Here is an 18,993-nt window from a genome sequence, read left to right as displayed (position 1 = left end):
CTAGCTCAGAGCGGGGCGGCGGTTAGCTCAGGGCTAGGTCGGTGACGTTGTAGGGGTGGCGGTAGACGAGGCCCTCCTCGGCGATGCGCCCGGCCGCGCCGCGCTCCACGATCGTCGCGACCGCCACGACCTCCGCGCCCGCCTCCCGCAGCGCCTTCACCGCGGTGAGGACGGACCCGCCCGTCGTCGACGTGTCCTCGACGGCGAGGACGCGCCGTCCCGCGACGTCCGGGCCCTCGATGCGGCGCTGCAGCCCGTGCGCCTTGCCTTCCTTCCGGACGACGAACGCGTCCAGCGCCCGGCCGCGCGCCGCCGCCGCGTGCAGCATCGCGGTCGCCACCGGGTCGGCGCCGAGCGTGAGGCCGCCGACGGCGTCGTAGTCCAGGTCGGCGGTCTCGTCCAGCATGACCCTTCCCACCAGGGGGGCCGACGACCCGTCCAGCGTCACCCGCCGCAGGTCGACGTACCAGGACGCCCGCTTCCCCGAGGACAGCACGAAGTCGCCGTGCACCACGGCCTTGTCCTTGATCTGCCGCAGCAGCTCATCACGATCGCTCACGTGAAGAACCCTATTGCCGCCGTGTACGGTGCCCGGCATGACGCCGGGAACACTCGTCCTGCTGCACGAGCCGAACGCCACCGCCGCCGCCTGGGGCGACCTGCCCGAGATGCTCCGCTCGTACGGCCTGGACGTGATCGCCCCGGACGTCCCGGACGACACCGGCCCCCGCTACATCGCCCGCGCCTCCCTCACCATCGCCGCGACCGACCCCGTGCCCCCGCTCGCCCTCGCCGCGCACGGCGCCGCCGGACCGCTGCTCCCCGGCATCGCCCTCGCGCAACGCGCCGCGCACCGTCCGATCGCCGGTTACGTGTTCATCGACGCCGATCTGCCCCGTCCCATGCGGCACGACCATGAGGCGCCGCAGAACGACGTCCCCATGCCCCCAGATTGGCCGGAGGCGCCCTGCGGGTACCTCCGCACGCATTCGGACCGCTCCGCCTCGTCCGGTCACGACCAGGCGATCAGGGAGGCCCGCCTTCGCGGCTGGCCCGTCACCGAACACGAACCCCCGACCGCGGTGGCCCAATCCCTGAGCGAACTCCTCATGGAGCTATGAGCGGTAGTTCCGCTCGGAGTACGGGGCCAAAAAGGAGCACCGGCCCGGGGGCGCGTGCCCCCGGGCCGGTGCCCGGCAAACAAGAATGGAGATTGGCGTGCTGACTGACCAGGGCGGTCACGGGCACGGCAGGCAGGGAAGTGCGTGAGGTCTGCCGCGCGGCGGGTACCCGAAGACCACCAGGTGTCGGCCGGTCAGCCGGCCTCGAGCTCGACGCCCGGCTGCACGTTCGGCTGAACGCCCGGCTGCACGTTGGGCTGGACGCCCGGCTGCACGTTGGGCTGGACGTTCGGCTGGACGTTCGGCGCGACCGCGGGCGCCACAATGGGCGCGACCACGGGGGCCACCGTGGCGACATCGGCGTGCGCGGCCGAGGAGGCCAGCGCGGGCACGGCGAACGCGGCGCCCACGACGAGGGTCTTGGCGGTCAAGGACATGAACTTCACAGTTCCTCCGGGGGGATGACGGTCCCGCTCTTGCGGTGACCGTGTGAAATCATGCCATCACCGTTCGCAGTGAGCAATCGCTTTTAGTAACTAAATGATGACTCACAGTCCAAAAAACTACTCTGTGTACGCGTATTATTGCAACGTGATAATTGACAGAGTGATCCCTGTGGCTCGGATTCGTGGGGATTGGTCCGGCGGCGTGGGCGAGCGCAAGCCGTATCTCGGGGACCACTCAAGCGCGGATCACGGGGTGGAGGCGGCGTCACCGGAGGTCGCACGACCGGGCGAGGCGGGCGTCCGCAGCGGCACACGGCAGATCCGCGCGGGCACGACAAACCCGCGCCGTGGCGTGAGGATCGAGCGGCTCGTGACGGGGGTTCCAGGGGGTCGCCCCCTGGGCTGGCTACGCGTTCTTGAGGAGGTCGTCCAGGAGGGCGTCGTAGTCGTCTTCGCTGCGGCCGAGGTCGATGCGGGCGCGGTAGCGGAGGCGGAGGAGGGCTTCGAGGCTGTCCTCGGCGATGGCGACGTCGTCGGGGCCGGGGGTGAGGGAGTCGGCCTCGGGGGCGGGGGGTTCGTCGGGGCCGCCGCCGATGCCGGTGCCCACGGCGCGGTCGCGGAGCGCGAGGATGACGTCGGCTCCGCTGGTGGCCCATTCGTGGGCGCCGGTCGCGTCGCCCTGCGCGTAGAGGACCTCGGCCACGGTCCGGTAGACCTCGGGGTCGCGCGGACGATCGGCGCGGATCTGCTCGACGAGTTCACGGGCCTCGCCGGCGCGCCCCAGCTCGAAGAGGGCGTCGGCGAGGTAGGCGCGCGCGTCGCCGTAGGTCTCGCCGCCGTCGTCCAGGGCTCTGCGGTACAGCTCGGCGGCCTTGGCGTGGTCGCCCGCGTGCTGCCACTGCTCGCCGGCGCGCAGCAGCACGTTGGCGCGTGACACCCCGCCGGACACCGACTCGGCCAGCTCGGACAGCCGGCGGGCCGCCGAGATGTGATCGCCGGTGCGCAGGGTGTCGAACTCCAGGTCGTCGAGGTCGTCTTCCGTCACGTGCGTCACGCTTCAACGCTACCCGCCGCCGCGCGACCGAAGCGGGCGAATCGATGATGATCGTGTGAAAACCGGGGCGTAGGTATCAGCTCACCTGCGCGAACGTTCAAGTGCGTCCCAGAATCCGCGGCGCAGGGCGTGCCGTACCTCGTCGTGCAGAAGGAAGTCGATCGGGAGCGAGGAGCCCTGCAAAAGGCGGGCCTCCAGGTCGGACGGCATCCGCGGCTTGCGGGCGAGGACGGCCTCCAGCCACAGCGCGGGCGCGTCCCTGGCGACGGACTCGCCGAAGTCCTGGCCTTCCTGGTGGGCGGCCTTGACGGCGTCCGCCAGCGTCGGGGTGCTCTGCTGCACCGGGACGGGCGAGATCTGCTGGGGGCCGGTGTAGGGGCCGTGCGGGCGGTTCTCCGGCTGCATCGTCTGCGGCGGCGGAGGCGGCGACGGCGCCGGGATCGGCGACGAGCTGTACTGCGGGCCGGGCGGCTGCGCGGGCGGGGCGGGGGCCGGCGGGGACTGCGTCGAGGACGGCCCGGACGCCGACGTCGGAGCAGGGGTGGGCTGGAGCGGGAGCTGCTGGCCGCCGGTGCCGTAGGACGACCCGCCCCCGCCGCCGGGCAGCGGCATCGGGCCGGTGGTCATGCCGGGGTTGCCGGTCGTCCCGGGGCCGCTCATCGGGCCGGTGGTCATGCCGCTGCCGGTCATGCCGGTGCCGCCCATGCCGGTGCCACCGCTCATGCCGCCGGTCATCGCGGGGCCGAGGTCGCGGACGGGCGGGGCGGGCGACGACGGCGGCTGCCCGCTGATCGGGGACGAGGGCGGCGGGCCGTTGTGCGCGGCCGGCTGGAGGTGGCCGAGGCTGCCGCCGTGGCCGTTGGCGCCGTGCCCGTTGGACAGCGGGCCCGCGCCGAGCGCGGAGCCGGCCGTCCCGTCCATGCCGGTGAGCAGGTTGACGTAGGGCCGCAGGTGCCCGGAGCCGATCTCGATGAGGTCGTCGCACTCCTGCCGCAGCACCCGCGAGATCGTCCAGTTGCCGTCGACGGCGACGTGCACGACGGTGACGCGGATGCCGAGGTCCTGCGCGTCGGCGACGACCTGGGCGAGGTCCTCGTCGCCGGTGACCAGGACGGCGTCGGTCAGCGCGCCGTTGCGGGCCAGGGTCATCAGGTCGCGGTGGATCTCGGTGTCGACGCCCTCGCGGCGGCCGGGCCGGATCCGGCCGAGCCGCAGCTTGAGGCCGGGCAGGTCGGCGAGCGCGTCGTGCTCGGGGGAGCGGCGGCCCTCGACGGTCGCCTCGTACCAGTAGCAGCGCAGCAGCGGCATGCCGGTGCGTTCCCTGGCGAGGTTGCCGAGGAGCTGGAGGACCCCGCCGAAGTCCCACGAGACGGTCTCGCGATGGCGCGTGCCGTGCACCGCCATCGCGCCGTCGGACAGCAGGTAGCCGGCGTCTACGAACAGCGCGCAGCGATCCATGCGACACCGCCCTTCCTCAACACGGGACTTCACGGCATGCCCATCCGGCGTAGTGTCCCGGGTCGCCTATAGCGTAGTGAAGCGCGTCAACCCGGTAGGCCAATACGGCGATTCGCCACTCTTTCATGGCAAGCCGCTGGTTGGCGACTCCCCGGTAACAAAGTTTCGGGAGCCGCGGCGGACGCTACCAGCCCCGCGGCCCCGGCCCCGCGCTTCCTCATGATCTTTACGGGAACGGGCAGGTCAGGGGCTCAGTCCCGGGGTCCCCGCGACCCGGACTTCAACCGCCCATGGCGACCGGCCCCGACCGTCGCCTTCTGTGCCGCCTTGTGCGGGACCTTCTGGTGGACGCGTCCGGGCGTGCCGCCCGGACCCCGGAACGGGACGCCGCGCGGCGTGGCCACCTTGACCCGCACCCGAATTCCGGTGTGATGCCGCGAAACGCGCACCTTGACATGGATCTGGAGACCTCCGGGTCGTTCGCTCGGGAGATGGCGCGGCGGGTACGTCCGCGGGCGTTCGGGCGGCTCCTCCGCGGGCGCCTTCCGGGGCGGCGATTCGGGCTCCGCGGCGGCCGGACGTGGCGCCAGGGGCGGGGGCGGCGCGGACGGCGGCGCCGCGGCGGGCGGGGCGCTGGGCTCCGCGGCGGCCCGCGGCGGGGGCAGCGGCCGGGTCGGCTCCTCGCCGGACACCAGCGTCAGCGCCAGGGCGACCGTCGTCGCGGCGACCACCCCGCCGCCGATCGCCTGCTGCTGCCGCTTCGGCAGGCGCCGGAACCACAGCAGCACCCCGCCCTTGGACGCGAGGTAGCCGGACGCCGCCGCGCCCAGGACGAGCGGGCCGAGGACCTCCCGCAGCGCCGTGTTGACGTCCACCAGCTCCGCGTGGATGCCCTTGCAGCGCTTGCAGCCGTTCAGATGCCGCTTCACCTTGCCGGTCTCGCGTTCGGCCAGGCCGCCGCGCACGTACGAGCCGAGCTTCTCCAGGGCCGGACGGCACGCGTCCTCGGCGGCGACGCCGTCCAGGTGCATCTGCAGGTAGGCCTGGCGGAGGCCCTCGCGGGCGCGGTAGGCGAGCGCGGCGGCGCCGTTCGCGGTGAGGCCGAGCAGCGGCGCGATCTCGGCGGGCTTGGCGCGCTCGACCTCGGTGTGCCAGAGGACCGTCCGCCAGCGGGCGGGCAGCGACCGGAACGCGCGGGCGATCATCGAGCGCTCCAGCTCCCCGACCGCCGGGTCGTCGAACGGGACGCCGGGGTCGAAGCTCTCGATCGCGTCGGTGTGCTGGACGCGCCGCTCGGCCCGCCGCCGGTCGTAGACGGCCCGGCGGACGACGGTGAGCAGGTACGGGCGGAACCCGGCGTCGGGCCCGCCGCCGCTCTTGAGGACCTTGAGGACCTTCGTGAACGCGTCCTGCACGGCGTCGTCGGCGGTGTCGCGTCCGGCCAGGTGGCGGGCGAGGCCGCGGGCGGCGGCGAGGTGCCGTTCGTAGAGGGTCCCGTAGGCGGAGACGTCGCCGTCGCGGACCCTGGCGATCAGCTCCGCGTCGCTCACCTCGGGCGCGGGGTCGTCTCGCCTGGCACGTCGTTCCATGATTGCTCATTGTGACGACTTGGCCACGAGTTGTCGCGCAATTTGGCCACAGTCGCAGATCTTTGCGTGAGCCGCGTCATGGCCGGGACGTTGTGGCGTCGGAGAGGGCGTGGGCGTTACCGGGGCGGGTCGCCCACGCGGGGCGCGTTCGTTCCGGCGAGGGGGTGGAACGAGCGCGCCCCGCGCACCGCAGACCCGAGCGGGCGCGCTTCCCCGCGCAAACGCGCGCCCGCTCGCCTGCTGTGCGCGAGCCCGCGTGCGCTAGCCGGTTATCTTCGCGCGGCCCATCTCGTTGAGCGTGCCGCCGTCCCGCGGGGTCTCCCAGCGCACGTCGCAGTCGCGTCCCGACAGGTGGACGGTGGCGATCGCGTTGTCGAACCACGGTCCTTCCGTCATCCGCCACCGGATCGGCGGGACGGGCACCTTCGACAGCTTGGCCAGGGCGCGGAACGGCCCGCCGGCCACCCGCGAGCACGCGATGCGGTTGGCCCAGCGGAACTTGCCGATCAGCGGGTTCCGCAGCGGCGAGCAGACGATCTGCGAGATCTTCGACTGCGTGCCGGGCTCGGTGACCCGCGCCAGGTACGAGTAGTGGATGTCGCCGGACAGGAACGAGATGGTCGCGGGCGCGGGGCCGCGTTCACCGCGTCCGACCGCGAGGACGTCGGCGGCCACGTCGCGGAACGAGCGCTCGAACGCCGCCCAGTGCTCCAGGTCGGCGGCCTGCCGGATCTTCTCGCCGAGCCCGGCCCCGGCCTTGCCCCAGGCGCCGCCGGCCATCGCCTCGTTCCACGACTCGGCGTGGTGGATCGCCATGGGCAGCAGGTAGGGCAGGGAGCTCGCGATGAGCAGATGGTCCATGCCGCCCTGGCACTGCTCGTCCAGCCACTGGAATTCGTCGTCGTCGAGCATGCCGCGCCGGTCGGCGGTGAGGAGGCGGGAGCAGCGGCTGTCCACGACGATGAGGCGGGTGGCGCCCCAGTCGTGCGCGTAGCTCCAGCGTGTGCTGGCCGGTTCCTTGTCTGCCTTCTCGGCGAACTCGTCCAGGACGGCGGCCGCGTCGCCGGTGCTGTCGGACGCCGTCCGCACCGCCTTGTAGACGGGATCGGACGCGCGCTCCTCCGGCGACATGTTCCCGAGGTGCTGGTAGATCCAGTACGAACCGATCCCGCCGGTGATGCGGTCCTTCCACCAGGGCTGCGACCACATCTCCTGGCGCCACGCGTACGAGGTGTTCCAGTCGTCGCGGATGTCGTGGTCGTCGAAGATGGTGAACGTCGGGACGGTGGACAGCAGCCACCGCACCTCCGGATCGTCGTGCCAGGCCAGCTTGTACAGGTGCGTGTAGTCCTCGAAGTCGGCGGCCTCGTCGGAGGGCGGGTCGCCCGGCGCGCGGCGTCCCTTGATGAACTCGCGCATCGCGTCGCTCAACTCGTCCGCGTAGACCTGGTCGCCGACCATGAGCAGGATGTCCGGCCAGGTCACCGCGTCGCCGCCGCCGCTGAGCCGGCGGGCGAGCGCGGCCAGCGCGTCGTGGCCGAACTGCTCGACCGTGCCGGGCGAACGGCGGCAGGACCCGAACGAGATCCGCAGGCCGCCGGCGGGGTCGAGCGTCCTGATCTGGGACGGCGGGAGCCCGGCGCCGCCGTCCTCGGGCCAGACGGTGTCGCCGTCGGCGATCACTTCGTACGGGACGCGCGCGCCCGCCGCGAGACCTTCGATCTCGACGAGCGCGTAGTGGTGGCCGTGCGCGGTGAACGTGCGGGCGCCCGCGTCCAGGCCATGCTCCCGGTTGACGACCCGGACCTCGCATGGACGGTCGGTCTCCACCCAGATCGTCGCGGTGTGGTGACTCACGTGCCGAAGGTGGGGGCCGAGTACCAAAGCGGTCATACCACGTCTCTCTAGCGGACCGGGGGCGGTCGCGTCCACTTATGCGGGCAAGCCCGGACCGGGCTCGGGTCAGCGGCGCAGCACCTTCGCCTCGGTTTCGGGGTCCAGGCCGACCGTGGGACGGTCTGGGCGTTGGGGAGCGCGTCCGCCTATGGACTGAAGCCACTCCCACGTGTCCGTCACCGTTTCCTGGACGGTTCTGCAACGCAGCCCTGTGGAAAGTGCCTTGGCGACGTTGCCGCGGTGCAGGGTGTCGTAGTCCTCACCGGGTGGGAGCCAGATCGGGAGGTCCATCCAGGGCTCGATGCCTGCTTCGAGGATCTTTTCTGGGGGCGTCCAGACGAGTTCGGCGTCTGAGGCCGTCGTCTGAATGCACGCTTCGAGCAGCTCGCGCATTGTGGTGTGGTCTGGTGGGCTGACGAGGTCGAAAGGCCCGCCGAGTTCTTGCTCGATGGCGTCCAGGGTCCAGATGGCGAGGTCTCGGACGTCGATGTACTGCAACCCGGCATCGCGTGGGCCGGGCGCCAGGACCTTGCCGCCCTTCGCGATCCGGTTCAGCCACCAGGGCAACCGTCCGAGGTTCTCGTACGGACCAAGGATGAGCCCCGCGCGCACCAGTAGCGCCCTGTCGCCGAACACATCGAGCACTGCAATTTCTGCACCGCGCTTGGCGGCGGCGTAGTCGACGTCGTCTCCGTCGTCTGGGGAGCCCTCCACTACGGGGGCGTCCTCGCCGAGTGCGTCGGGTTCGGGAAATGCGTAGACGGAGCGGCTGGAGATGTAGACGTATCGTCCGACCCGTCCGTCTAGGAGGCGTGCGGTGTCGCGGACGACGGACGGGGCGGCAGACCAGGTGTCGACGACCGCGTCCCACTCCTCGTCGGTGGCGAGTGCCTTGAGACCCTCCTCGGTAGTGCGGTCGCCGTGCAATGAGGCGACTCCCTGGGGTGGGGCATGGCGTCCCCTGTGGAACACGGTCACGTCCCAGCCGCGCGCGAGAGCGCCCTCGGTGACGGCACGTCCTGCGAACTCCGTCCCACCGAGCATCAGAATCCTCATAAGAAGACTCTGCCTTCTGTACGTACTGTACGAAACACCTAGCCGCTCACAGCAGCGGGCTACTTGTTGAGGGTTAGGCCGCGGGTTGGGTGGACGGACAGGCGGTCGGCGGGTTCGTCCAGGTCTACGGTCACTTCGTCGCCGTCTCGGACCTCGCCGGAGAGGAGTTCGCGGGCCAGTTGGTCGCCGATCGACGTCTGGACTAGGCGGCGTAGGGGGCGCGCCCCGTACAGGGGGTCGTAGCCGGTCAGGGCTAGCCATTCGCGGGCCGCGGGAGTGACGTCCAGGGTGAGTTGGCGGTCGGCTAGGCGTTCGGCGAGCTTGTCGACCTGGAGGTCGACGATGCGGGTCAGCTCGTTCGTGGAGAGCGCGTCGAACAGGATCACGTCGTCCAGGCGGTTGAGGAATTCCGGTTTGAAGGAGTTGCGGACGGCGTTCCAGACCGCTTCCTTTTTCGCGCCGTTCTCCAGCGTGGGGTCTACCAAATACTGTGAACCGATGTTGGACGTGAGGATCAGGATCGCGTTGCGGAAGTCGACCGTGCGGCCCTGGCCGTCGGTGAGGCGGCCGTCGTCCAGGACCTGGAGGAGGACGTCGAACACCTCGGGGTGCGCCTTCTCCACCTCGTCCAGGAGGACGACGGAGTATGGGCGGCGGCGGACGGCCTCTGTTAGCTGCCCGCCCTCCTCGTAGCCGATGTAGCCGGGCGGGGCGCCGACGAGGCGGGCGACGCTGTGCTTCTCGGAGTACTCGCTCATGTCGATGCGGGTCATCGCGCGCTCGTCGTCGAAGAGGAATTCGGCGAGCGCTTTGGCGAGTTCCGTTTTTCCTACGCCGGTCGGGCCCAGGAAAAGGAACGAGCCGGTGGGGCGGTCCGGGTCGGAGATGCCGGCGCGGGCGCGGCGGACGGCGTCCGACACGGTGCGGACGGCCGTTTCCTGGCCGATCAGGCGGCGGCCCAGCTCGTCCTCCATGCGGAGGAGCTTGGCGGTCTCGCCTTCGAGGAGGCGTCCGGCAGGGATGCCCGTCCAGGACGCGACCACGTCGGCGACGTCGTCCGGGCCGACCTCCTCCTTGACCATCGCGTCGCGGTTGTCGGCCGCCTCGGACGCCTCTTCGAGCTGCTTCTCCAGCGCGGGGATCTCGCCGTAGGTGAGGCGGGCCGACGTTTCGAGGTCGCCGTCGCGCTGGGCGCGTTCGGCCTCGCCGCGCAATTGGTCGATCCGCTCCTTGACCTCGCCTACGCGGTTCAGGCTGGCCTTCTCCTTGTCCCAGCGGGCGACGAGGCCGGTGAGGTGCTCCTGCTTGTCGGCCAGATCGGCGCGGAGCCGGTCGAGGCGCTGCTTGGACGCCTCGTCCGTCTCCTTGGACAGGTTCATCTCCTCCATTTTGAGGCGATCGACGGTGCGTTGCAGCTCGTCGATTTCGACGGGGCGCGAGTCGATTTCCATGCGGAGGCGTGATGCCGCCTCGTCCACGAGGTCGATCGCCTTGTCGGGGAGGTAGCGGGACGTTATGTATCGGTCGGAGAGTGTGGCGGCTGAGACCAAGGCCGAGTCGTTTATCTGGACTTTGTGGTGCGCTTCGTAGCGGCCTTTGAGGCCGCGCAGGATCGCGATGGTGTCTTCGACGGTGGGTTCGCCTACGAAGACCTGCTGGAAACGGCGTTCCAGGGCGGCGTCTTTCTCGATGCGCTCGCGGTATTCGTCCAGGGTCGTGGCGCCGATCATGCGGAGTTCGCCGCGGGCCAGCATCGGCTTGAGCATGTTGCCCGCGTCCATCGCGCCCTCGGCCGCGCCCGCGCCGACGACGGTGTGCAGCTCGTCGATGAACGTGACGACCTGCCCCTCGCTCTGCCTGATCTCGTTGAGGACGGCCTTCAGCCGCTCCTCGAACTCGCCGCGGTACTTCGCCCCCGCGACCATCGCGCTGAGATCGAGGGAGATGAGCTTCTTGCCGCGCAGCGACTCGGGGACGTCGCCCGCGACGATCCGTTGCGCCAGGCCCTCCACGACGGCGGTCTTGCCGACGCCGGGCTCGCCGATCAGCACCGGGTTGTTCTTCGTCCGGCGGGACAGCACCTGGACGACCCGGCGGATCTCCGAGTCGCGTCCGATGACGGGGTCGAGGCGTCCGTCGCGGGCGGCGGAGGTCAGGTCGACGCCGTACTTCTCCAGCGACTGGTACGTGCCCTCCGGGTTCTCGCTGGTGACGCGAGCGTGGCCGCGGACCTTCTCGAACGCGTCCAGCAGTGCTTGCGGCGTGGCGCCGAATTCTTTGAGCAGGCCCGCGGCCGGGCCGCCGTCCGTGGCGAGGCCGACGAGGAGGTGCTCCGTCGAGACGTAGTCGTCCTCAAGCTGCTTCGCCCGGTTCGCCGCCGTGTTGACCGACCGCTGGAGCTGCCCGGACAGGCGCGGCGTCGACACCGTCGAGCCCTGCGCCTTCGGCATCGCGGCGAGCTGCTCCTCCGCCCGGCTCCTGATCGCCCGCCAGTCGGCGCCGACGGCCTCCAGCAGGGGCACCGCCGTGCCGTCGGTCAGCGCGATCAGCGCGGCCAGCAGGTGCTGCGGCTCCACCTCGGGATGCCCCTCGGCCGCGGCCCGCCGGACCGCGACCGACACCGCCTCCTGGCTCTTCTGCGTCAGCTTGTAGTCCACCGGTTCCCCTATTCCCGGTTGCGCTCGTGCCAGACGACGACGCTGGTGTGCCGGATCGGCACCAGGTCGGCGCCGGGAGTGCCCTCCGGCTCACCGTGCCGGCGCTGCTGCGCCAGCCGCGCCGCGACGGCACGGGTCGATTCGAGTTCGTTGGCGAGGTCGTCCAGCGCGGCGTGCGCCTTGCCGAGCTCCTCGCGGAGCCGCACGTTGTCGCGCTGCAGCTCCAGGATGTGCTTGATGCCGGACAGGTTGATGCCCTCCTCCTGCGAGAGCCGCTGGATCTCGCGGAGCATCACGATGTCGCGCATCGAGTAGCGGCGGCCCCGGCCCGGCGTCCGGCCGGGGGACACCAGGCCCATCCGGTCATAGGTCCGCAGCGTCTGCGGATGCAGCCCGGACAGCTGGGCCGCCACCGAGATCACGTAGACCGGGGTGTCGTCGCCGAAGGGGTCCATGGCGTCACTCCTGCCTGGCCTGCTGGACGAGCTCGGACCGCAGGTCGTCGCCCGAGCCGGCCTCGCGCAGCCGGACGAGCGCCTCCCGCGCCTGGTCGTCGAGCTTCTGCGGCACCTGGACGTCGACGGTGACGAGCAGGTCGCCCTTCGTGCCGTCCCGCCGGGTCGCGCCGCGGCCCTTCACGCGGAACTTCCGGCCGTTCGGGGTGCCCTCCGGCAGCTTCAGCGTGACCGGCTGCCCCTGGAACGTCGGCACCCGGATCTCCGCGCCGAGCGCCGCCTCCGGGAACGTCACCGGGACGGTCAGCGTCAGGTTGTCGCCGCTGCGGCCGAACACCGGGTGCGGGCGCACCTTGATGTTGACGTACAGGTCGCCGTGCGGGCCGCCGTTCTCGCCCGGTGCGCCCTTGGCCTTGAGCCGGATCTTCTGGCCGTCCGCGACGCCCGCCGGGATGCGGGCCTGGATCGTGCGGGTGCCGGTCGCGCGGCCGCTGCCGTGGCAGATGGGGCACGGGTCGTCGACGACGAGGCCCCGGCCGTGGCACTCCTTGCACGGCTCCTGGAACCCGAAGCTGCCGAGGTTGCGGGTCTCGTGCCCGGTGCCCTCGCAGCTCGGGCACACGCGCGGGACGGTGCCCGCCTTCGCGCCGGTGCCGCGGCAGCCGTTGCACGCCGCCTCGCTGGTCAGCTTGATCGGGACGGTGACGCCGTTCATCGCGCGTCCGAACGACAGCGTCACCTCGGTCTCGACGTCCGCGCCCCGGCGGGCGCGGCGCGCGCCCGTCCCCGTTCCGGTGGTGCGGGTGCCGCCGCGGCCGAAGAGGCCGCCGAACAGGTCGCCGATGCGCTCGCCCGCGCCGCCGGTCTGCGTCCCGGTCCCGGCGCCGCCCTGCCCGAACAGGTCGCCGAGGTCGAACGGGAACCCGCCGCCCTGCTGGCCGCGGAAACCGCCCGGCATCGACCGGACCGCGTCGTACTCCTTGCGGCGCTTGTCGTCGGACAGGACGTCGTAGGCCTCGGAGACCTCCTTGAAGCGGTCCTCCGCCTCGGTGTCGCCCTTGTTCGCGTCCGGGTGGTACTTGCGGGCCAGCTTCCGGTACGACTTCTTGATCTCCTCCTGCGAGGCCGTCTTCGCGACACCGAGGACCTTGTAGTAGTCCTTCTCCAGGTAGTCCTTGGTGCTCACGGCGCCCCGCTCTCTGCTATCGCCACTTGCCACATGTCTTCACGCGACCCCGCGGGGCCCGCCCCGGACGGGACGGGCCCGCGGTCCCTCTGGGGAGACGATCCCCCGGAACCCCCGGCGAGGGCCAGGGGTCATTCGCCGTCGTCACCCGAGTCGGCCTCGTCCGCCTTGTCGGCCTCGCCGGTCTTGCCGGCCTTGGTCGCCTGCTCGGCGTCCTCGGCCTGCTCGACCGGCTCCTCCTCGGCGTTCGGGTCGGGCTCGGCCACCGCCACGCGCGCGGGCCGCAGGATCCGCTCGCCGATGCGGTACCCGGGCTGGAGGACGTCCATGACGCTCGTCTCGGTCACCTCCGCCGAGTACCCGTGCATGAGCGCCTCGTGGACGACCGGGTCGAACGGCTCGCCCTTCTCGCCGTAACGTTCCAGGCCGAGCTTGCCCGTGACCGCCTCCAGGCTCTCCGCGACGGACTTGAACCCGCCGGTGAGCTCGTCGTGGTCACGGGCGCGGCCGATGTCGTCCAGCACCGGGAACAGCTCGGACAGCACCTGCCCGAGCGCCTGCTCCCGGACCGCGACCCGGTCGCGCTCGACCCGCTTGCGGTAGTTGTCGTACTCGGCCTTCAGCCGCTGGAGGTCGGCGAGACGCTCCGCCAGCTGGGTCCTGAGCGAGGCGGCCTCCTCGTCCGAGACCGTGGCGCCCCCGTTCGCCGGGGCCTCCGGGGCCGGCGGCTTGTCCGCCGCCCGCTCCCGGACTTTCCCCGTTTCGGGATCGATGCGCCGCTTGTCGCGGATCACCGGGCCCTCCTTCTCCTCGCCCTCGTCGGGGGAGGTCGTCACGAAGCATCACCCTTCGGCTTGTCCTCGTCCACGATCTCGGCGTCGACGACCTCGTCGTCCTGCGGCTCGCCACCCTGGGCGTCGGCCGTGGGACCGTGGTCGTCGGCGCCCGCCTGCGCGCCCTCGGGGTTCTGCGCGTACATGGCCGCGCCCATCTTCTGGCTGACCTGCGCCAGCTTCTCGGCGCTGCCCTTGATCGCCTCGACGTCGGTGCCCTCAAGCGCCTTCTTCACCTCGGCGACCGCGTCGTTGACCTCGCCCTTCAGCTCCTCGGGGACCTTCTCGTCGTTCTCCCGCAGGAACTTCTCGGTCGAGTACGCGAGGGTGTCGGCCTGGTTGCGGACCTCGGCCTCCTCCTTGCGCTGGCGGTCCTCCTCGGCGTACTGCTCGGCCTCGCGGACCATCTTCTCGATGTCGTCCTTCGGCAGCGCGCTGCCGCCGGTGATGACCATCGACTGCTCGCGCCCGGTGCCCTGGTCCTTCGCGCTGACGTTCACGATGCCGTTCGCGTCGATGTCGAAGGTGACCTCGATCTGCGGGACGCCGCGCGGCGCCGGCGGCAGGCCGGTGAGCTGGAACGTGCCGAGCTTCTTGTTGCGCGCGGCGATCTCGCGCTCGCCCTGGTAGACCTGGATCTCCACGGACGGCTGGTTGTCGTCGGCGGTGGTGAACGTCTCGGACCGCTTGGTCGGGATCGTCGTGTTCCGCTCGATGATCTTGGTGAAGATGCCGCCCTTGGTCTCGATGCCGAGGCTCAGCGGGGTCACGTCCAGCAGCAGGACGTCCTTGACCTCGCCCTTCAGCACGCCGGCCTGGAGGCTGGCGCCGATCGCGACGACCTCGTCCGGGTTGACGCCCTTGTTCGGCTCCTTGCCGCCGGTCAGCTCCTTGACCAGCTCCGACACCGCGGGCATGCGGGTCGAGCCGCCGACCAGGACGACCTGGTTGATGCCGTCGACCGAGATGTTGGCGTCCTTCAGCACCTGCTGGAACGGCGCCCTGGTGCGTTCGAGCAGGTCGTTGGTCATGCGCTGGAACTCGGCGCGGGTGAGCTTCTCGTCCAGGTGCAGCGGGCCCTCGCTGGACGCGGTGATGTAGGGCAGGTTGATCTGCGTCTCGGTAGCGCCGGACAGCTCGATCTTCGCCTTCTCCGCGGCCTCGCGGAGCCGCTGCAGCGCCATCTTGTCCTTGGACAGGTCGACGCCGTTGTTGTTCTTGAACCGCTCGACCAGCCAGTCGACGACCTTCATGTCCCAGTCGTCGCCGCCCAGGTGGTTGTCGCCGCTGGTCGCCTTCACCTCGACGACCCCGTCGCCGACCTCCAGCAGGGACACGTCGAACGTGCCGCCGCCGAGGTCGAACACCAGGATGGTCGCCTCGTTCTCCTTCTCCAGGTGGTACGCCAGCGCGGCCGAGGTCGGCTCGTTGATGATCCGCAGGACGTTCAGCCCCGCGATCTGCCCGGCCTCCTTCGTGGCCTGCCGCTGGTGGTCGGAGAAGTAGGCGGGCACGGTGACGACCGCGTCGGTGACCGTCTCGCCCAGGTAGGACTCGGCGTCCCGCTTCAGCTTCTGCAGCACGAACGCGCTGATCTGCTGCGGGGTGAAGTCCTTGTCGTCGATCTTGGTCTTCCAGTCGGTGCCCATCTCGCGCTTGACCGAGCGGATCGTCCGGTCCACGTTGGTCACGGCCTGGCGCTTGGCGACCTCGCCGACCAGCACTTCGCCGTTCTTCGCGAAGGCGACGACGGACGGCGTGGTCCGCGACCCCTCCGCGTTCGCGATGACGGTGGGCTCCCCGCCCTCCAGGATCGCGACGACCGAGTTGGTCGTCCCGAGGTCGATGCCGACCGCACGTGCCATGTTCTCGTCCTCCGTCGTATCCGGTGTTTATCGCTTTCCCGGTGTCCAAGCGCCCCGGTCGCCCAGGGTGCGGCCGGTCTCGTTGCTGTCGGCAAGCGTGCCCGGACGGTTCTCCTGTGTCAAATCACTTGAGCCGCCCAGACTCAACTTTGCTGACGACCTCTCCAACACTACGTCTGAGTGCCCTATTCCAGTTCCCGATCCGCGGCCGACGGCCCAGAGATCGGTCCTGCGGACGAGACCGGCCGTCGATCCATCCCCCGCCAGAAGGACGGCCGTGCTACCCTCGCCGACTAGTTCAGATTTGAACAATCCCAGGAGGGCGCATGAACCCCGCGACCCGGATCCCCCACCTCTCCGACATCGGCCTGCTCATCGGACGCGTCGCCCTGGGCGTCGTGTTCGTCGCCCACGGCTGGCAGAAGATCAACGACCTGGGCCACGGCGCCGTGACCAAGATGTTCGAGGGCATGGACGTGCCGATGGCGTCGCTGTCCGCGTACTACTCGACCTGGGTCGAGTTCGTCGCCGGACTCGCGCTCATCGCCGGCGCCGCCGTGCCGATCGCGGGCCTGCTCCTCGCCATCGACATGGCCGGGGCCTTCTGGTTCGTCCACAAGGGCAACGGCGTCTTCGTCGCCGAGAACGGCTACGAGCTCGTCCTCGTCCTGGGGGCGGGCGCCGTCCTGGTCGCCTTCGCCGGCGCGGGCCGGTTCTCCGTCGACGGCCTGATCTTCAGCCGCACCGAATCCCGCGAACCCGAGCACGCGACCTGATCCTTACGCGGGGTGCGCGGGCGGGCGGTGCTCCACCGCCCGCCCGCGCACTCGTCCCGGGGGTTGTTCGTGGGTCGGTGGATCGCGAGGTGCCTGTGTTGATCGTCACACCGGCTGCGTGGCTGGAGTCGACGTCGCGCATCAAGGACGGCGGGCGGCAACCCCGCTGATCTTCGTTTGAGGGTCCTCGACGCGTGTGTCGGGGGCCTCTCGCATGTTCGGTTTGATCAGGTGGCGCTGGGATTGGCGAGCGCCTCCGGTGGCGCATTGGTGATCTTCCGGCGCGGGTTCTCGGGCCGTGCCATCACCGTTCTGTGGCCTCCACCTGCACCGATCGGCCGTACGGTTCCGAATGGCTGGGCGTTAGACGCTTGAACGGCCGTTTAGGTTCGCACGTGGCCCGATAAGGACGAAACCGCCCCTGAGCAGGTGCGTTGCACGACAAACACCGATATGATCACGCCTCGTTGTCAACACCCTGACATCTGCCCGCGACTACGGGAGTTTCGCGGATGAGGTGCGAACGCTGCGCCGACCAGGGCGGCCATCGCACCTTGCGCCTTCGGCCGCACGAACAAGCAGCCCCTCCAAGAGGAGTAAGACACATGAACCTGACCCGACTTGCGGCCGCCGGTGCCGCGGCCACGTGCCTGGTGCTGGGCTCGGCGGGCGCCGTCCAGGCGCAGGAGCAGCCCAAGATCGACGTCAGCCCCCGGGTGTTCACCCCCGGCCAGGCGATCACCATCACGATCACCGAGTGCACGAAGAAGCCGACCATCAACGCCGCGCAGGCCATCCGCGTCTTCACCGCCGTCCCGGCGTTCGCCGGCACGCCGGGCGAGACGTGGCGGGCCCGTCAGGCCACCCGGTCCAGCCTCGTCCCCGGGAAGACCTACACCGTCAACCTGACCTGCACGGTCGGCGAGCAGACCGTCAAGGGCTCCATCACCGTCAACCCCGGCAAGAAGCCCTCGCCGAAGCCCACGCCGACCACCCCGGCCCCGCAGCCGAGCACGCCCACCATCCCCAGCGGCCCGATCAACACCGGTGACGGCAGCACCCAGGACGGCGGCTCCGGCTCGACGCTGCTGGCCGGCGGCGCGGCCGTCGCGCTGGCCGGCGCCGGCATGGGCGCCCTGGCGCTCCGCCGTCGGGCCGGGCGGGAGCGTTCCTGAGTTGACGGACCGCACCACCGTCCCCGCCGGTCGCCGCGCCGTGTGCGCGGCGGCCGGCGTGCTGCTCATGGGACTGCTGCTGGGCTCTTGCGGCGGCGACGACGCGTCGCCGCCCGCGGCGGGCGGCGGTGGGAGCACCCCGGCCGCGCCCGCCACAGCCCCTGAGAAGGACGCGAAGCCGCTGCCCAAGTCGGCGCCGAAGTCGATCAGCATCGCCAAGCTCGGCGTCACCGCTCCGGTGGGCCGGCTGGGGCTGCGCCCGGACGGACGCATCGAGGAGCCGCCGCTCAGCCAGCCGAACCTGACCGGCTGGTACAAGCTCGGCCCCACCCCGGGAGAGAACGGCCCGTCGGTGATCCTCGGCCACGTGGACGCCAACAAGAAGCAGGCCGTCTTCTACCGGCTCAAGGAACTGAGTCCGGGCGACCAGATCCAGGTCACCCGCCAGGACGGGACCACCGCGACGTTCGCGGTGACCTCCAAGCAGGACGTGGACAAGAACGCCTTCCCGCACAAGAAGGTGTTCGGCGAGACCCTCGACTACTCGTCCCTGCGCTTGGTCACCTGTGGCGGCGCGTTCGACACCTCGACCGGGCACTACAAGAACAACCTCATCGTCTACGCCAAGCTGGTGCAGAGCGCCTAAGCGCGTACGACCGCAACGGCCGTTCCTTCTCCGGGGCTATCGGAGGGGGGACGGCCGTTCTGCGTGCCGGCCCCGGACCCTATCTTGTCATTGACAAGATGGGGTGTACTGTCGCAATCTAGACAGTGACAGGATTAAGTGTTCGGGGCCCTGGCGCCCCCACGTCCGGAAGGCCGTATCCATGGAAGACCTCATCAACGCCATCGGCGTGGAGTTCATCGTCCTCGTCGTCGCCACACCGGCGCTGCGCCTGCTCGGGGCTCTGGGCGTCCGCCGCTTCGCCGACTGGCCGGCCAGCGCCGCTCACGCGACGGCGGCCATGCTCGTCCTCACCGGAATCGTGCGGTTCGTGCCCGACAGCGTGGCCGCCATGCCCAGCGCCGAAGAACTCGCCCGCATGGTGCCGCCGTTCGTGCCCTTCCCGCTGGCCATGGTCTACCTGACCGGCGTCCTGGAACTGCTCATCGCGGTCGGTCTCGTCCTGGCCCGCACCCGCTGGAGCGCCGCTGTCGGCCTGGCCGTCCTGCTGCCTCTGCTGCTCCCGGCCAACATCTACGCCGCCCTCAACGACATCCCCCTCAACGGCGTCGAAGCCACCCCGCTGTGGCTCCGCATCCCCCAGCAGGCCGCCTACGTCGCCCTCGCGCTGTGGATCGCCAAATCCGCCGACGCCACCAGCGCGCGGCGCGTGCTGACGCGGCTCCGCGGATGGTGGACGGGCGTGAAAGTGGTGCGGGGGTCCGGGTGATACGTGTGCGAACGCCGTCCGCGCCGTGGAAA

17 protein-coding genes are annotated in these 18,993 nt (G+C 70.8%); 5 read left to right on the top strand and 12 right to left on the bottom strand.

The genetic code is table 11. The annotated features are described in order from the left end of the window. Nucleotides 1–22: 22 nt before the first annotated feature. Nucleotides 23–559, bottom strand: coding sequence for an orotate phosphoribosyltransferase (gene pyrE, locus ACH35V_RS15445; RefSeq protein WP_395972917.1), 537 nt, complete (start codon nucleotides 557–559; stop codon nucleotides 23–25). A 37-nt stretch (nucleotides 560–596) separates the two neighbouring features. Between pyrE and ACH35V_RS15440 the strand changes: the two genes are divergently transcribed. Beyond that, complete coding sequence (locus tag ACH35V_RS15440; RefSeq protein ID WP_395972916.1) at nucleotides 597–1,121, top strand: hypothetical protein; 525 nt, start codon at nucleotides 597–599, stop codon at nucleotides 1,119–1,121. Between the two features lie 194 nt (nucleotides 1,122–1,315). Here the strand turns inward: ACH35V_RS15440 and ACH35V_RS15435 are convergent, their stop codons facing one another. The 11 genes from ACH35V_RS15435 to dnaK form a co-directional block, all read right to left on the bottom strand. After that, nucleotides 1,316–1,558, bottom strand: coding sequence for a hypothetical protein (locus ACH35V_RS15435; protein ID WP_395972915.1), 243 nt, complete (start codon nucleotides 1,556–1,558; stop codon nucleotides 1,316–1,318). A 415-nt stretch (nucleotides 1,559–1,973) separates the two neighbouring features. Further along, the gene (locus tag ACH35V_RS15430) at nucleotides 1,974–2,621 is read right to left on the bottom strand and encodes a tol-pal system YbgF family protein (protein ID WP_395972914.1); all 648 of its coding nucleotides are present in this window, start codon (nucleotides 2,619–2,621) and stop codon (nucleotides 1,974–1,976) included. Nucleotides 2,622–2,702: 81 nt separating this feature from the next. Further along, entirely contained in the window at nucleotides 2,703–4,079 is a 1,377-nt protein-coding gene (locus ACH35V_RS15425; RefSeq protein WP_395972912.1) for an NYN domain-containing protein, read from the bottom strand. A gap of 251 nt (nucleotides 4,080–4,330) precedes the next feature. Next, the gene (locus ACH35V_RS15420; protein ID WP_395972911.1) at nucleotides 4,331–5,668 is read right to left on the bottom strand and encodes an RNA polymerase sigma factor; all 1,338 of its coding nucleotides are present in this window, start codon (nucleotides 5,666–5,668) and stop codon (nucleotides 4,331–4,333) included. Nucleotides 5,669–5,929: 261 nt separating this feature from the next. Next, nucleotides 5,930–7,525 carry an alkaline phosphatase D family protein gene (locus ACH35V_RS15415; protein WP_395972909.1) on the bottom strand — a complete coding sequence of 532 codons (1,596 nt, stop codon included), beginning with the start codon at nucleotides 7,523–7,525 and terminating at the stop codon, nucleotides 5,930–5,932. Nucleotides 7,526–7,630: 105 nt separating this feature from the next. Then, on the bottom strand, nucleotides 7,631–8,620 hold the full coding sequence (locus ACH35V_RS15410; protein ID WP_395972907.1) for an SDR family oxidoreductase: 990 nt from the start codon (nucleotides 8,618–8,620) through the stop codon (nucleotides 7,631–7,633). A 59-nt stretch (nucleotides 8,621–8,679) separates the two neighbouring features. Further along, on the bottom strand, nucleotides 8,680–11,277 hold the full coding sequence (gene clpB / locus ACH35V_RS15405) for an ATP-dependent chaperone ClpB (protein WP_395972906.1): 2,598 nt from the start codon (nucleotides 11,275–11,277) through the stop codon (nucleotides 8,680–8,682). Nucleotides 11,278–11,285: 8 nt separating this feature from the next. Then, nucleotides 11,286–11,732, bottom strand: coding sequence for a heat shock protein transcriptional repressor HspR (locus tag ACH35V_RS15400; protein ID WP_395972905.1), 447 nt, complete (start codon nucleotides 11,730–11,732; stop codon nucleotides 11,286–11,288). A gap of 4 nt (nucleotides 11,733–11,736) precedes the next feature. Then, complete coding sequence (gene dnaJ / locus ACH35V_RS15395; RefSeq protein WP_395972904.1) at nucleotides 11,737–12,918, bottom strand: molecular chaperone DnaJ; 1,182 nt, start codon at nucleotides 12,916–12,918, stop codon at nucleotides 11,737–11,739. Between the two features lie 131 nt (nucleotides 12,919–13,049). Next, nucleotides 13,050–13,754 carry a nucleotide exchange factor GrpE gene (gene grpE / locus ACH35V_RS15390; RefSeq protein WP_395972902.1) on the bottom strand — a complete coding sequence of 235 codons (705 nt, stop codon included), beginning with the start codon at nucleotides 13,752–13,754 and terminating at the stop codon, nucleotides 13,050–13,052. Next, nucleotides 13,751–15,616, bottom strand: coding sequence for a molecular chaperone DnaK (gene dnaK / locus ACH35V_RS15385; RefSeq protein WP_395972901.1), 1,866 nt, complete (start codon nucleotides 15,614–15,616; stop codon nucleotides 13,751–13,753). Before dnaK ends, grpE begins: the two co-directional genes overlap by 4 nt. Nucleotides 15,617–15,942: 326 nt before the next feature. Here dnaK and ACH35V_RS15380 point away from each other — a divergent pair, with 326 nt between their 5' ends. The 4 genes from ACH35V_RS15380 to ACH35V_RS15365 all read left to right on the top strand — a co-directional run bounded on the left by ACH35V_RS15380 (nucleotide 15,943) and on the right by ACH35V_RS15365 (nucleotide 18,961). Continuing rightward, nucleotides 15,943–16,392, top strand: coding sequence for a DoxX family protein (locus tag ACH35V_RS15380; protein ID WP_395972899.1), 450 nt, complete (start codon nucleotides 15,943–15,945; stop codon nucleotides 16,390–16,392). Between the two features lie 605 nt (nucleotides 16,393–16,997). After that, entirely contained in the window at nucleotides 16,998–17,567 is a 570-nt protein-coding gene (locus ACH35V_RS15375; RefSeq protein ID WP_395972898.1) for a hypothetical protein, read from the top strand. Between the two features lies 1 nt (nucleotide 17,568). Next, the gene (locus tag ACH35V_RS15370) at nucleotides 17,569–18,213 is read left to right on the top strand and encodes a class F sortase (RefSeq protein ID WP_395972896.1); all 645 of its coding nucleotides are present in this window, start codon (nucleotides 17,569–17,571) and stop codon (nucleotides 18,211–18,213) included. 181 nt (nucleotides 18,214–18,394) lie between these two features. Beyond that, nucleotides 18,395–18,961, top strand: a complete 567-nt coding sequence (locus ACH35V_RS15365; protein WP_395972894.1) for a hypothetical protein — start codon at nucleotides 18,395–18,397, stop codon at nucleotides 18,959–18,961. Nucleotides 18,962–18,993: the final 32 nt, after the last annotated feature.

Origin of the sequence: Actinomadura sp. 1N219 (assembly GCF_044326405.1) — a bacterium.
GTDB lineage: Bacteria > Actinomycetota > Actinomycetes > Streptosporangiales > Streptosporangiaceae > Spirillospora.
This window is presented reverse-complemented; position numbering and strand designations above follow the sequence as displayed.

Bases quoted from the DNA above. Each gene is read 5' to 3' on its own strand.
- ACH35V_RS15440 (WP_395972916.1), top strand. From the start codon at position 597: ATGACGCCGGGAACACTCGTCCTGCTGCACGAGCCGAACGCCACCGCC.
- ACH35V_RS15435 (WP_395972915.1), bottom strand. From the start codon at position 1,558: ATGTCCTTGACCGCCAAGACCCTCGTCGTGGGCGCCGCGTTCGCCGTG.
- ACH35V_RS15425 (WP_395972912.1), bottom strand. From the start codon at position 4,079: ATGGATCGCTGCGCGCTGTTCGTAGACGCCGGCTACCTGCTGTCCGAC.
- ACH35V_RS15420 (WP_395972911.1), bottom strand. From the start codon at position 5,668: ATGGAACGACGTGCCAGGCGAGACGACCCCGCGCCCGAGGTGAGCGAC.
- ACH35V_RS15410 (WP_395972907.1), bottom strand. From the start codon at position 8,620: ATGAGGATTCTGATGCTCGGTGGGACGGAGTTCGCAGGACGTGCCGTC.
- ACH35V_RS15400 (WP_395972905.1), bottom strand. From the start codon at position 11,732: ATGGACCCCTTCGGCGACGACACCCCGGTCTACGTGATCTCGGTGGCG.
- dnaK (WP_395972901.1), bottom strand. From the start codon at position 15,616: ATGGCACGTGCGGTCGGCATCGACCTCGGGACGACCAACTCGGTCGTC.
- ACH35V_RS15380 (WP_395972899.1), top strand. From the start codon at position 15,943: ATGAACCCCGCGACCCGGATCCCCCACCTCTCCGACATCGGCCTGCTC.
- ACH35V_RS15375 (WP_395972898.1), top strand. From the start codon at position 16,998: ATGAACCTGACCCGACTTGCGGCCGCCGGTGCCGCGGCCACGTGCCTG.
- ACH35V_RS15365 (WP_395972894.1), top strand. From the start codon at position 18,395: ATGGAAGACCTCATCAACGCCATCGGCGTGGAGTTCATCGTCCTCGTC.